The 13031-nt window shown below is 65.4% G+C and carries 12 protein-coding genes; 10 read left to right on the top strand and 2 right to left on the bottom strand.

Annotation, left to right across the window (positions count from 1 at the left end; genetic code table 11):
• Positions 1–22: 22 nt before the first annotated feature.
• The 3 genes from fusA (at position 23) to ACIGKQ_RS11315 (ending at position 4722) form a co-directional block, all read left to right on the top strand.
• Positions 23–2128: an elongation factor G gene (gene fusA, locus ACIGKQ_RS11325; RefSeq protein WP_396573659.1), complete on the top strand. Its 2106-nt coding sequence runs from the start codon at positions 23–25 to the stop codon at positions 2126–2128.
• Positions 2129–2243: 115 nt separating this feature from the next.
• Entirely contained in the window at positions 2244–3434 is a 1191-nt protein-coding gene (tuf, locus tag ACIGKQ_RS11320) for an elongation factor Tu (RefSeq protein WP_235723556.1), read from the top strand.
• A 388-nt stretch (positions 3435–3822) separates the two neighbouring features.
• On the top strand, positions 3823–4722 hold the full coding sequence (locus ACIGKQ_RS11315) for an alpha/beta hydrolase family protein (protein ID WP_328712820.1): 900 nt from the start codon (positions 3823–3825) through the stop codon (positions 4720–4722).
• A 19-nt stretch (positions 4723–4741) separates the two neighbouring features.
• Here the strand turns inward: ACIGKQ_RS11315 and ACIGKQ_RS11310 are convergent, their stop codons facing one another.
• A complete protein-coding gene (locus tag ACIGKQ_RS11310; protein WP_328712822.1) occupies positions 4742–5482 on the bottom strand; it encodes a M23 family metallopeptidase in 741 nt (246 codons plus the stop codon).
• 191 nt (positions 5483–5673) lie between these two features.
• On the opposite strand from ACIGKQ_RS11310, the gene ACIGKQ_RS11305 reads away from it, so the two are divergent.
• The 3 genes from ACIGKQ_RS11305 (at position 5674) to ACIGKQ_RS11295 (ending at position 7816) form a co-directional block, all read left to right on the top strand.
• Entirely contained in the window at positions 5674–5964 is a 291-nt protein-coding gene (locus ACIGKQ_RS11305) for a hypothetical protein (RefSeq protein WP_266061611.1), read from the top strand.
• Positions 5965–6051: 87 nt separating this feature from the next.
• Complete coding sequence (locus ACIGKQ_RS11300) at positions 6052–6807, top strand: alpha/beta fold hydrolase (protein ID WP_287015672.1); 756 nt, start codon at positions 6052–6054, stop codon at positions 6805–6807.
• A 49-nt stretch (positions 6808–6856) separates the two neighbouring features.
• Positions 6857–7816: a hypothetical protein gene (locus ACIGKQ_RS11295; protein ID WP_328712825.1), complete on the top strand. Its 960-nt coding sequence runs from the start codon at positions 6857–6859 to the stop codon at positions 7814–7816.
• 158 nt (positions 7817–7974) lie between these two features.
• On the opposite strand, the gene ACIGKQ_RS11290 is transcribed toward ACIGKQ_RS11295, so the two are convergent.
• Positions 7975–8907 (bottom strand): oxygenase MpaB family protein, encoded by a 933-nt coding sequence (locus tag ACIGKQ_RS11290; RefSeq protein WP_287015674.1) that lies wholly within the window; start codon positions 8905–8907, stop codon positions 7975–7977.
• 135 nt (positions 8908–9042) lie between these two features.
• Between ACIGKQ_RS11290 and ACIGKQ_RS11285 the strand changes: the two genes are divergently transcribed.
• From ACIGKQ_RS11285 to ACIGKQ_RS11270, 4 genes are all read left to right on the top strand, one after another.
• Entirely contained in the window at positions 9043–9954 is a 912-nt protein-coding gene (locus ACIGKQ_RS11285) for an o-succinylbenzoate synthase (protein ID WP_372512398.1), read from the top strand.
• A gap of 175 nt (positions 9955–10129) precedes the next feature.
• Positions 10130–11491 (top strand): cytochrome P450, encoded by a 1362-nt coding sequence (locus ACIGKQ_RS11280; protein WP_328712827.1) that lies wholly within the window; start codon positions 10130–10132, stop codon positions 11489–11491.
• Positions 11492–11502: 11 nt separating this feature from the next.
• A complete protein-coding gene (locus ACIGKQ_RS11275; protein ID WP_328712829.1) occupies positions 11503–12102 on the top strand; it encodes a TetR family transcriptional regulator in 600 nt (199 codons plus the stop codon).
• Between the two features lie 54 nt (positions 12103–12156).
• Positions 12157–13020 carry an SDR family oxidoreductase gene (locus tag ACIGKQ_RS11270; protein WP_266061604.1) on the top strand — a complete coding sequence of 288 codons (864 nt, stop codon included), beginning with the start codon at positions 12157–12159 and terminating at the stop codon, positions 13018–13020.
• Positions 13021–13031 lie beyond the last annotated feature (11 nt).

Here is a 13031-nt window from a genome sequence, read left to right as displayed (position 1 = left end):
ACAATTCCCGAAGGGAAACCACGTGGCACAGGAAGTGCTCAGCGACCTCAAAAAGGTTCGCAACATCGGCATCATGGCCCACATCGATGCCGGCAAGACCACCGCAACCGAGCGAATCCTCTTCTACACCGGTGTGAACTACAAGATCGGTGAGACCCACGACGGTGCCTCGACCACCGACTGGATGGAGCAGGAGAAGGAGCGGGGTATCACCATCACCTCCGCGGCCGTCACCTGTTTCTGGAACAAGAACCAGATCAACATCATCGACACCCCCGGGCACGTCGACTTCACCGTCGAGGTGGAGCGCAGCCTGCGTGTGCTCGATGGCGCCGTAGCCGTGTTCGACGGCAAAGAGGGCGTCGAGCCGCAGTCCGAGCAGGTCTGGCGGCAGGCGGAGAAGTACGAGGTCCCGCGCATCTGCTTCGTCAACAAGATGGACAAGCTCGGTGCGGACTTCTTCTTCACCGTGCGCACGATCGAGGAGCGCCTCGGTGCCAAGCCGCTCGTGCTGCAGCTGCCGATCGGTGCCGAGGACTCCTTCGACGGCGTCGTCGACCTGATCGAGCAGAAGGCGATCACCTGGCGCGGCACCGTCGAGATCGGCGCCGAGCCGACCATCGAGGAGATCCCCGCGGATCTGGCCGACCAGGCCGCCGAGTACCGCGAGAAGCTGCTCGAGACCGTCGCCGAGTCCGACGAAGCGTTGCTGGAGAAGTACTTCGGTGGCGAAGAGCTCTCCGTCGAGGAGATCAAGGGCGCCATCCGTAAGCTCACCATCGCGCGTGAGTACTACCCGGTGATCTGCGGCTCCGCGTTCAAGAACAAGGGTGTCCAGCCGATGCTGGACGCGGTCATCGACTACCTCCCGTCGCCGCTCGACGTCCCCTCGGTCGAGGGTCACGCCGTCGGCAACGAGGAAGAGGAGATGTCGCGTAAGCCGTCGTCGGACGAGCCGTTCTCGGCCCTGGCGTTCAAGATCGCGGCGCACCCGTTCTTCGGCAAGCTGACCTTCGTGCGTGTCTACTCGGGCCGCATCAACGCGGGCACCCAGGTCCTCAACGCGACCAAGGGCAAGAAGGAACGCATCGGCAAGCTCTTCCAGATGCATGCCAACAAGGAGAACCCGGTCGAGGATGCCACCGCGGGCCACATCTACGCGATGATCGGTCTCAAGGACACCACCACCGGTGACACCCTGTGCGATCCGAACGCTCCGATCGTGCTTGAGTCGATGAGCTTCCCGGACCCGGTCATCAACGTCTCCATCGAGCCGAAGACCAAGTCCGACCAGGAGAAGCTCGGTACCGCGATCCAGAAGCTCGCCGAAGAGGACCCGACGTTCACCGTCCAGCTCGACGACGAGACCGGCCAGACCGTCATCGGCGGTATGGGCGAACTCCACCTCGACATCCTGGTCGACCGTATGCGGCGTGAGTTCAAGGTCGAGGCCAACGTCGGCAAGCCGCAGGTCGCCTACCGCGAGACCATTCGCAAGCCGGTCGACAAGCACGAGTACACCCACAAGAAGCAGACCGGTGGTTCCGGCCAGTTCGCGAAGGTGATCGTCAAGCTCGAGCCGCTGGTCGACGCCGAGGACGGCGCGACCTACGAGTTCGACAACGCCGTCACCGGTGGCCGCGTGCCCCGCGAGTACATCCCGTCGGTGGACGCCGGCATCCAGGACGCCATGCAGTACGGCGTGCTGGCGGGATACCCGCTGGTCAACATCAAGGCCACCCTGCTCGACGGCCAGTATCACGACGTCGACTCGTCGGAAATGGCCTTCAAGATCGCTGGTCAGCAGGTTCTGAAGGAAGCTGCCAAGCTGGCCGGTCCGGTGATCCTCGAGCCGATCATGGCTGTCGAGGTCACCACGCCCGAGGACTACATGGGTGACGTGATCGGCGATTTGAACTCCCGCCGTGGCCAGATCCAGGCCATGGAGGAGCGCAGCGGTGCGCGTGTCGTAAAGGCACAGGTGCCGCTGTCGGAGATGTTCGGCTACATCGGAGACCTTCGGTCGAAGACCCAGGGCCGGGCAAACTACTCCATGGTGTTCGACTCGTACGCGGAGGTTCCGTCGAACGTGTCGAAGGAAATCATCGCGAAGGCGACCGGCGAGTAATTCGTCGCGACCCATCGCGAAACGCGCTGGCCCACAAGCGGGCGCACAACGTAAGTGAAGAACTCCTGCTGGGATCCGCCCAGCAGGACAACAACAGTCCAGGAGGACAAACAAAGTGGCGAAGGCGAAGTTCGAGCGGACCAAGCCGCACGTGAACATCGGCACCATCGGTCACGTCGACCACGGCAAGACCACGCTGACCGCGGCCATCACCAAGGTGCTGCACGACAAGTTCCCGGAGCTCAACCAGAGCTTTGCGTTCGATCAGATCGACAAGGCTCCGGAAGAGAAGGCTCGTGGTATCACGATCAACATCTCGCACGTGGAGTACGAGACCGACAAGCGTCACTACGCACACGTTGACGCCCCCGGTCACGCTGACTACATCAAGAACATGATCACCGGTGCCGCTCAGATGGACGGCGCGATCCTCGTGGTCGCCGCCACTGACGGCCCGATGCCGCAGACCCGTGAGCACGTGCTGCTGGCCCGCCAGGTCGGTGTGCCCTACATCCTCGTCGCCCTGAACAAGGCCGACATGGTCGACGACGACGAGATCATCGAACTCGTCGAGATGGAGGTCCGCGAACTGCTGGCCGCCCAGGAGTTCGACGAGGAAGCACCGGTCGTGAAGGTCTCGGCGCTCAAGGCGCTCGAGGGCGACGCCGAGTGGGTCAAGTCGGTCGAGGAGCTCATGTCGGCCGTCGACGAGTCCATCCCGGACCCGGTCCGCGAGACCGACAAGCCGTTCCTGATGCCCGTCGAGGACGTCTTCACCATCACCGGCCGCGGCACCGTGGTCACCGGTCGTGTGGAGCGCGGCGAGGTCAACGTGAACGAGGAAGTCGAGATCGTCGGCATCCGTGACAAGTCCACCAAGACCACCGTCACCGGTATCGAGATGTTCCACAAGCTGCTCGACTCGGCACAGGCGGGCGACAACGCCGGTCTGCTGTTGCGCGGCCTCAAGCGTGAGGACGTCGAGCGCGGTCAGGTCATCGTGAAGCCGGGCACCACGACTCCGCACACGGAGTTCGAGGGCCAGGCCTACATCCTGAGCAAGGACGAGGGTGGACGCCACACCCCGTTCTTCAACAACTACCGTCCGCAGTTCTACTTCCGTACCACCGACGTGACCGGCGTCGTGACCCTCCCCGAGGGCACCGAGATGGTCATGCCGGGCGACAACACCGAGATGAGCGTCAAGCTCATCCAGCCGGTCGCCATGGACGAGGGCCTGCGTTTCGCCATCCGCGAGGGTGGCCGCACCGTCGGTGCGGGTCGAGTCACGAAGATCAACAAGTGAGGTTCTCCTCCTGACGATCTGACTCACTGAGTCGAGAAGGCGCCCGGTCACGAAAGTGGCCGGGCGCCTTTCGCATGTCCGCCCGCCGGCGCGGGCCGGCCGGGTTCGCGCGGGTTCTCTTCGATCGCGCGGTTCGCTTCGGGTCACGCGGGTCGTCGACTAGCCGCGTTCTCCGAGGTGACCTGCGGCATCCGAGAGAACCCGCGTCCTGCAGTCACTCCAGCAACATGCGCCACTTTGGTAACAGGCCGGTTTCGGTCTGTCGCTGCTCTGGTCACAGCTGTGGCGACCCAGTCGCGCAACGGATTACGGTTCTGCGGTGCCGGTACTCTCCATGCGCCCACGCCGTCTGGCGAAGAGGCGTCGATCACTCGTCTGTCTGCTCGTCATGGCCACCATCGTCGGGTTCGGCTCCTTGGAGGCCGGGAGCGCGAATGCGGCGTCCTTCGGGCGGTTCTATGTCTCGGGGTGCGGCATGCCGGCCACCCCGGTCGACATGTGGACGCGGTGGGGTAACTACAAGACCGTCATCGCCCTCGACGGGCTGCGCGCGACCGGCGACATCAGCGGTTGGCGGCATGAGACGAACATCCAACGAATAGCCAACACGGGCGTCAACGTCGTGGAGCCGGTCGGTGGTCTCGCGAGCTTCTACACCGACTGGAACGCCGCGAGCCCGCGAAGCAAGGTGAAATACCGCTATCGCTGGACGTGTCGGCTGAACACCATCATCCGCGAGCTCGATGCCCGCGGGTTGGCCGTGGGTCCCCGCGCCAAGTACGCGATGATGGGAATCTCCATGGGCGGCAACGCCGCCATGATCTTCGGCGCCTACCACCGCAAGCGGATCTCGCATGTCTTCTCGATGTCCGGGTTCCTCAACCCGTCGGCGCCGACCATGCGCACAGCCGTTCGGTTGGCCCTGATCGATGCGGGATTGGCGGCCGGCGTGGGGCCGTTCAGCGCCGACGCCATGTGGGGTCCGCCCTGGGATGCGCGCTGGATCGCCAATGACTCCGTGGCACAACTGCAACGTATGCGGGGTATGCGCATACGGGTCGGCGCGGCATCGGGGCTATGGGGCAAGTACAACACCGACGTCATCGGGTCGGTCAAGGGCACACCGCTCGAGGTCATCTCGCTTGCGCAGACCCGTACGTTCGAGGTGGCGGCCGCTGTCCAGGGCATCCGCATCAGCACCGACTTCCCGGCGGTCGGTACCCACCAGTGGGGCTATTGGCAGGACATGGTGTTCACGGCCAAGCGCAGTGGGTGGTTCCGCGACTGATCAGGTTGACAGTCGACCGTCACGGATGGACACCGCGCTTGTTGAGCCAGACCTGCGGGTTGATCTTGGTGCCGTTGGCATCCCAGACCTCATAGTGCAGGTGGGGGCCGGTGGATTGGCCGCTGTTGCCGACGGTCGCGATCTTCTGACCGGCGCGTACCTTCTGGCCGGGATGAACGAAGCTCTGATCGACGTGACCGAAGACGCCGATGGTGCCGTCGTCCTGCTTCACGCGAACCCACTGCCCGAACCCGGAGGCCGGGCCGGACTCGAGGACCACGCCGTCGGTGACGGCGTAGATGGGTGTGCCGACCTTGTTGGCGATGTCGACTCCGTTGTGGTGGGTGCCCCATCGGGGGCCGTAACCGGAGGTCACGGTGCCGCTGACCGGCTTCACTGCGCTCTTGATGCCTGGCGTGCCGGGGGCGAACACCGACGGGGGCAGGACATCGTGGGCGAGGTCGTCGATCTCAGGCGGCAGTACCAGTCCGGCCGGTAGCTTGACGTCGTCGGGCAGCGCGATCTTCGTCGGGATATGCGGCTGGGGAGCGGGCTGCGCATGTGCCTGTGCTGCGGTGCCGGCCGTCAGCCCGACGGCACCGACGAATGCCGCGAGCGCGCCGGTTCGGAGGGTCGTCCGGGTGCGGGACTGCGGGGTGGCCCGATGCCGACCGGGTGGCCGGGTTCGCGATGGTGCGTCGAGGAGTGCGCGGGTGGTGGGCCGCGTCGAGGTGTGGGGGTTCAGGCGGTGGTGAGGCACAGCGTCGTCCGTCTCGGTTGTCAGTATCGGTTTGAATAACGTTTCGGTATCGGCAAGGACACGGCGAGGTTACCCATATGGACATAAGCAGAGCCTGAGAGGTGAGCCATCGCGTGCCAGAAAGCACTGGTCAGACGGTGTGGGAGAGGTAGGTCACGCCCGCCGAACATCTCCGTGGCACAGTGGAACTCGTGGCCGATCCAGAACGAACGCCAGACGGCCGGCATGTCATCGTCGACGGTCGGAAGTGGCGCGCGACCGATCCGCTGATCCCCGAGGAGCGGCGGTCTGAGTTGCAGTCGATCCTGATGGCATGGCGTCGCGAGGTGAGACGTACGAGGGGCGCGCCCGAGTCTCGGCGGGGTGTGCAGGCGGCGAAGGTTGCGTTGGGGGAGCGTGGTACGCCGTGGTGGGAGCAGACCGAGGACGAACGCCGGCGCAGGTGGGAGGCCGACGTCGCGCGACCGGGAGGCGAAGACTGACGTCGCAGTGTTCTGTTGCGCGTCGTGATGCTGACAGAGGCACACCCGAACTTGCGGTCCGTCCGTCGACTGGCGTAGGAGACAAGGGTGCGTGTGCTGCATCGATCGAGCTCGACCGGCGACCTGGCCCTGGCGGTTCGGGTGTCCGGTGACGACGAGCGCCGCCCGCCAGTGCTGCTGGTGCATGGCATGGCCGGCGATCACACGACGTGGCGTGGGTTCGCGGCTGCGCTCCGTCGCGAGGGTCGGCGGGTGATCTCGGTCGACCTGCGCGGACACGGTCGCAGCGGTCACGCGCAGACATATCTGCTCAACGACTTCCGCGACGACCTTCATTTTGTGCTCGACGAGCTCGACATCGGGGTGGCCGACATCGTCGCACATTCGCTGGGCGCGCACACCGCGCTCCGCTTGGCGATGGAGGCACCCGGACGCGTCCGCCGCCTCGTCCTCGAGGAGATACCGCCGATGCCGCGCGATCAGGCGCATGTGGACGAGGGCATTGTCGTCGCGGCGACGCTCGGTGAACGGGTACGTGGCATCGGTGCCGCGGTGCGTAACCCATGGCCACTGATCCGGTTCGATCGGCGGGTGGGCGAGGAGGTGGCGCCACAGTTCGAGACCGCCGACCCTCAGTGGTGGGCACGGTTGGACGTCGTCGCCGCTTCCACCCTGATCATCTCCGGTGGCGCGCGGAGCTTCTTGCCGTCACGTCATCTGCGCACCCTCAGCGAGGCGCTGCCGGATGCGCGGTTCGTCGCGATCGATGCGGGCCACAGCATACACCGCGACAAACCGGCCGAATTTGCTTCTGCTGCTGGGGGATTCCTACGGCAACACTGATCGGGGCAATTCGACGGAACCGGTCGGCCCTCGGCTGCGTCCAATGAACATGACATCCAAAGCCGTCCACCCGCCAACCGTCCTCACCGAATGGCTTGCCGCCGGCGACCGCGGCGCGGAGCTCCTCGCCGACTCCGTCGTGATTGACCGCCCCTGGTGGTCGGATCAACTTGCCGAGCATGGGTTACCCGGAGCGCTGATCGGTGACACCATCTCGCGCACACAGCTGTTCGGGCTCGCCGACTCAGCGTTGGCATCACCCGAGGGTGCCATCAACCTGCTGTGGAACACCATTGCCTTCTGCCATGGTCGACGATGGAACGAGAACAAACGACGCATGGTCGCCGTGGCGACAGATCGTCAGCGGATCGGCGGCCTCCTGCAGGAGGCCGCGCAGGCGGGTCGGGAGGACCCAGCGGTGGCCTTTGATCTGCTCAAACCGGATCGCGGAAGCCAGGAGATCGATCGCCTCGGCCCAACCGGATTCACCTGGTTCCTCTACTTTGCCGGCGCCGGCGCTCCCCGCCATCCCAGTCAGGTACTCGACGGAAAGATCGCGCGCACCGTCCGACGTGCCGGATGGAAAAGGTTCTCGGCCACCAATTGGAATGCGCAGGACTACGCCGCCTACACCGAACTGGTGTCCCGCTGGCGAGTCGAGTGTGGCGCCGACCGCAACGACGTGATCGTCCGCGGGCTCTACTCGGTGTCACCACCCGCTGACGCCGACTACCCGTGGCAGGCCTGGCAGCGGGAGACCTGGCAGTCCGACAACTGGGTCAACGGTCCGCTGGCCGCCGACGACCTGCGTCAGATCCACCACTGGATGGCGTTGATCGCCGATGCCTATCCGATGTCCACGGCCGCTGCAGATTTCGCCAGGATCGGACCCATCATCAGCAAAGCGCTCGACGGGGATCTGGGCGCCTCGCCACGCGTCCGGCCCCCGCGGGAGACATACGTCGACGAGGACTCGTATCGCTACGACAGTCGCTACCGCGCGGGATGATGGCCCACAAGACCAGGTTCTCGTGCCCAGTCGACCGAAAACGGCGCCCACTCAACGGGAATGGCGGCCAGTCAACCGGGAATGGGAGCCCAGTCAAACGCCGGAGCGGCGCCCGGTCGACTGGTGGTGGTCCCCGGGCGAGGAGACGTCGGTGTCTTTCAGGCGGCCGGCGTGTTGTGCAGTGGTCGCGGGTCCACGCCGACCTCCTGCCACGCGCGGTAGGCCCACGGCACGTAGAGCCACCGCAGCGGCAGACGGTTGAACACCGGGTTCAGGGTCCGCATGATCCGCGCGAAGCGTTGGAAGTTGCGCTCGCGCTTGTCGTTCCACTCGAGGCCGCAGACGTCACGCATCTGTTGCGGAAGGGTGCCGACGATGACGGTGCGCAGGAAGGCGTTCAGTGGTGCGGAGACGACATTCCACACCGGTGCCGGAACCTTCTTCGGCCGGGGGAGCCCCTGCCGGATGTAGCCCGTCGCGTAGACGACCGTCTTGTGCGGGATGAACCGGTTGAGCATGTCGTCCCAGTACGCGAGGAATTCCTCGTAGGTCTGCGGTTGACTGCGCGCGCTGACCCCGTAGAGCTCGTACCAGACCTTGCTTTCCTCGAAGATCTGTACCTTCTCGGCGTAGCTCAGCCGGCGAATGAAGGTGTCGGTGATGTAGAGGACCTGGTCGACGAACGTCGCATGTGCCCAGTAGAACAGTTCCGGGTTCAGGGCGTGATAGCGCGAGCCGTCGCTGATCTCACCCTTGATGTTGCGATGGAAGTCGCGGACTGTGCGCCCCCACTTCTGCGGCTCGGTGCTGTACACGGTCTTCATCACCGGGGGGCCGGTGCGCTTGGCCCGGCCGAGGAAGTCGTCGAAGATGACCGAATGGTCGAGCACGGCCTGGCCGAGCTGCTCGATGCAGTTCTCGGTACCGGCCAACCGCTGGAACCCGAGAACGCCACGGCTGTCTCCGTAGAACTTCCAGATCAGCGAATCCGCGCCCAGTCGTGGCGATGGCAGGGCAGAGTCCGGGTCGTCGGCGGCGATGACCGGCTCGGCTTCGCGGATTGCGCGCTCGTAGTCCTGGTTGACTGACATGACACGAACACTAACCCAGGTTGGAACGGAATGGAAGATTTGTTTCAACGCGAACCCCGTAGGGAGATGGAATTCGTGGCTGACCCGCCCGAGCTCGGCGTCCTGCTGGCCGACGCCCACGTCATCCGCCTGCCTATGCGGACCCGTTTCCGCGGGATCACCGAGCGCGAGCTGATGGTGTTCCGTGGGCCCGCCGGGTGGGGCGAATTCGGGCCGTTCACCGAGTACGGCGACCACGAGGCCGCGAACTGGTTGGCAGCCGGTATCGAGGCTGCCCATCTCGGTCCACCCGCACCGCGCCGCGATCGGGTGCCGATCAATGCGACGGTGCCCGCGGTCCCCGCCGACCAGGTCGCCGAGGTCCTGTCGCGGTACCCGGGTGCCGCGACGGCGAAGGTGAAGGTGGCCGAACACGGACAGAGTCTGGACGACGACGTGGCCCGGGTTGCGGCCGCGCGCGAGATCGTCGGCTCGGTGCGCGTCGACGCCAACGGTGGGTGGTCGGTGGACGAGGCCATTGCCGCGATCCGGACCATCGGCGAGGTGGAGTACGTCGAGCAGCCATGCGCGACGGTGCCGGAACTGGCCGCGGTACGTCGCGCGGTCGACGTCCCGATCGCCGCCGACGAGTCGATTCGCAAGGCCGACGACCCGTATCGCGTGGTGGCCGCCGACGCAGCCGATATCGCGGTCGTCAAGGTCGCTCCGCTCGGCGGCATGCGCGCGACGCTGTCTCTGGCCGAATCGATCGGCCTACCCGTGGTGGTGTCCTCGGCGTTGGACTCGGCGGTCGGGATGGCGGCCGGGGTCGCCGCCGCGGCGGCGCTGCCGACCCTGGACCACGCGTGTGGGCTGGCCACCGGAACGCTCTTCACCAGCGATGTTGCGGAGCCGTTCGTGCCGTCCGAAGGGGCCGTGCTGCCACGGTGGTTGCGTGAGGACCTGGTCTTGCCGGCCGCGGTGCGCGCCCCGGCCGACCGCGATCGTTGGTGGCGGGAACGCCTCGGGCGATGCCACGCGATACTGGCGTCCCGATCTGGCTGTTGAACGTCGTCAGGACATGCGCGTATGTCCTCACCGGCACCATCGGCGTCGCGCGCCGGAACCCCTAGAAACATTTTGTGTTTTCTGTTCCAATAGAGTTCTATGCGATGCGGCTCACAGCTGTGCGCCGCGGTGCAGAGCATCGATGGTGATGTTTCGGGGAATGAGGAGAATGGCAATGGTCTCGACGGGTACGGCAGTCAAGTCCACGGTGTTCGCCGCGGCGCCTGCGGGCAGTGATCTGCTCGAGGTGCCCTGCGCGCAACGCAACGGTGTCCTGGAGATGATGGCGATGCGTCGCGACCCGTTCGCCTTTGGCGACGAACGCCTCGCCCGTCTCGGTCAGGTCTCCGGACTCAATGCGCTCGGCGTCAAGATGGTGATCGCTGCCGGACCCCGCGCCGCCGACGAAATCCTGATGAACCGCGACAAGGCTTTCGCCAATGGCCCTGCGTGGAGCTACTTCATCGGCCCGTTCTTCAACCGCGGCATCATGCTCCTCGATTTCGACGAGCACCGTCATCACCGCCACATCCTGCAGCAGGCCTTCACCCCGTCGGCACTCAAGGGCTACATGCAGGAGATGCAGCCGATGATCGCCGAGCGGGTCGCCGACCTCCCCACCGGCAACGTGAAGATGTTCGAGCAGTTCAAATCGCTGACCCTCGACGTCGCGCTCGAGGTGTTCCTCGGGTTGGAACTGCCGAAGGACCAGGCGGACAAGATCAACAAGGCGTTCATCGACACCGTGCGCGCCGGTGTCGCCTACGTCCGCAAGCCGGTGCCCGGTGGCCGGTGGTGGAAGGGATTGCGCGGACGCCGGGTGCTCGAGGAGTTCTTCTACGACAACATCGCGGCCAAGCGGGCTCGTGAGACCCCCGACCTGTTCTCCGTGCTGTGTCACGTCGAAGGCGATGAGGGGGAGCGGTTCACCGACGCCGATGTCGTCAACCACATGATCTTCGTGCTGATGGCCGCCCACGACACGTCGACGATCACGATGACCCAGATGGCGTATCGGATGGCGAAGTCGCCTGAATGGCAACGCCGGGCACGTGAACAGTCGCTGGAGCTCAACCCGGAGCTCGGCTACGACGATCTCGGAAAGCTCTCGGTTCTCGATCTGGTGCTCAAGGAGTCGCTGCGGATGTGTCCGCCGGTGCCGGCGCAGCCACGGATGGCGGTCAAGGACACCTCGGTGCAGGGATTCTTCGTGCCGAAGGGCTCGATGGTCACCGTGCCGCAGATGACCAATCACCGTGATCCGGAGTTCTTCACCAACCCCGACATGTTCGATCCCGAGCGCTTCAGCGCAGAGCGCAAAGAGGACAAGGGCCATCGCATGGCCTGGACCCCGTTCGGTGGCGGCGTGCACAAGTGCATCGGGCTGTATTTTGGCCAGATGGAGATCAAGACGATCCTGCATCACCTGCTGCGCAACTACGAATGGTCGGTGCCCGAGGGCTACCAGATCCCGATGGACTACAGCGCGTTGCCGGTCCCGAAGGACAAACTGCCCGTCGACCTCCGACGCCGATGAGCCCCGGGCGGATGTCGCAGACCAAAGCGCCGCGCAAGGCCCGCAACACGGCGAGCCCCGAAGACCAGGAACAAGCGATCCTGGCGGCCGCGGAGGTCGAGTTCACCGACGTCGGAGTGCGCCGCGCGAACATGGACGAGGTGGCCGCGCAGGCCGGCGTCAGCCGTAGCACCCTCTACCGCCGGTTTCCCAACAAGGAAGCGCTGCTGCTCGCGGTCGCCAACGACCTGTACGAGCGCGGTATGCAACGTCTGATGGCGGCGGTTGTGGGCCTCGGTCCGGCCGAAGCGGTGGTGGAGGCCTTCGCCGAAGGTGCGGTGATGATCTCCGAGGATCCGTTGATGCGACGGCTGGTGCTGACCGATTCGGAGATGCGTGGCATCACCTCGGCGGTGACGTCGTTGTTCATCGACATGGTCACCGATCGGGTCGCGGGCACATTGCGGGAGTCCGGCGCCACGATGCCCGACGACGATCTGCGTCAAGCGGTGGAATTGCATGTCCGCCTGGTCATCTCCTATCTGGAGGTGCCTGCGACCGACGAGCGCAAACAACAGCCCGACGCGGTGCGCGAACTCGCTGCCAAGTACCTCGCGCCGATGATCTGGTGATACCCATCCGCGACCACGAACCCGTGGTCGGGGTCTGCTGATGGAGGGATTCTGATGGCCGTTCGAGATCTGCTGCGCCGCGGGCCGGATCACGGAGAAGTTCGTGATGCGCTGCGCGGCAAGGTGATCGCGATCACCGGTGGTGCGCGCGGTATCGGCTTCGAGACCGCGACACAGTTGTTCGAGGCGGGTGCGGTGGTCGCGCTCGGTGACATCGACGACGACGCGGTGGGCAAGGCCGCCGCCGATCTCGGCGTGGAGGGATTCGGTGTCGACGTGACCGACCGGTCCTCGTTCGAGGAGTTCCTCGACGCGGTGGAGTCCGCGGTCGGGCCGATCGACGTGCTGATCAACAACGCGGGCATCATGCCGGTCGGTGACTTCCTGTCCTACGACGAGGCGTTGATCCGCCGCACCTACGACATCGACGTGATCGGCGTGATCACCGGTACCCAACTGGCCGCTCGTCGCATGGTGGCCCGGGGTCGCGGCCAGATCGTCAACATCGCCTCGGTCGCCGGACGGCTGCCCACGCCCGGACTGACCATCTACAACGGCGCCAAGGCGGCCGTCATCGAGTTCTCCGAGGCCGTTGACGCCGAACTCGAGAAGACCGGCGTGCGGGTCAGCACCGTGTTGCCGACATTCACGCGCACAGGTCTGATCTCCGGGCTGCACACCAATTCGATGGTCCGCGCGATCGAACCCGAAGACGTGGCGGCCCAGGTGCTCGCCATCATCGCTCGTCCGCGGGTTCGCTTGACGGCTCCGCGATCGATGGCGTGGACGCATGCCAATGCCCTGTTCCCGCAACGGATGAAGCGGGCATCGCGGCGGATGACCAAGCTGGACAGCATGTTCCTCGACTATGACCACGAGCAGCGCGCCGCCTACTCGAAACGGATCGGTTCGCGATAGCGCGGCGCGCT

The sequence above is a fragment of the Gordonia sp. NPDC062954 genome, assembly GCF_044543825.1.
Classification (GTDB): Bacteria; Actinomycetota; Actinomycetes; order Mycobacteriales; family Mycobacteriaceae; genus Gordonia; species Gordonia tangerina.
The sequence above is the reverse complement of the archived record's forward strand: the minus strand, read 5'-3'. Positions and strand labels throughout refer to the sequence as shown.

What these genes read in the sequence shown, in the direction of transcription:
- ACIGKQ_RS11285 (WP_372512398.1), top strand. Translation starts at nt 9,043, where the DNA reads ATGCGGACCCGTTTCCGCGGGATCACCGAGCGCGAGCTGATGGTGTTC.
- ACIGKQ_RS11280 (WP_328712827.1), top strand. Translation starts at nt 10,130, where the DNA reads ATGGTCTCGACGGGTACGGCAGTCAAGTCCACGGTGTTCGCCGCGGCG.
- ACIGKQ_RS11315 (WP_328712820.1), top strand. Translation starts at nt 3,823, where the DNA reads ATGGCCACCATCGTCGGGTTCGGCTCCTTGGAGGCCGGGAGCGCGAAT.
- ACIGKQ_RS11290 (WP_287015674.1), bottom strand. Translation starts at nt 8,907, where the DNA reads ATGTCAGTCAACCAGGACTACGAGCGCGCAATCCGCGAAGCCGAGCCG.
- ACIGKQ_RS11270 (WP_266061604.1), top strand. Translation starts at nt 12,157, where the DNA reads ATGGCCGTTCGAGATCTGCTGCGCCGCGGGCCGGATCACGGAGAAGTT.
- ACIGKQ_RS11295 (WP_328712825.1), top strand. Translation starts at nt 6,857, where the DNA reads ATGACATCCAAAGCCGTCCACCCGCCAACCGTCCTCACCGAATGGCTT.
- ACIGKQ_RS11275 (WP_328712829.1), top strand. Translation starts at nt 11,503, where the DNA reads ATGTCGCAGACCAAAGCGCCGCGCAAGGCCCGCAACACGGCGAGCCCC.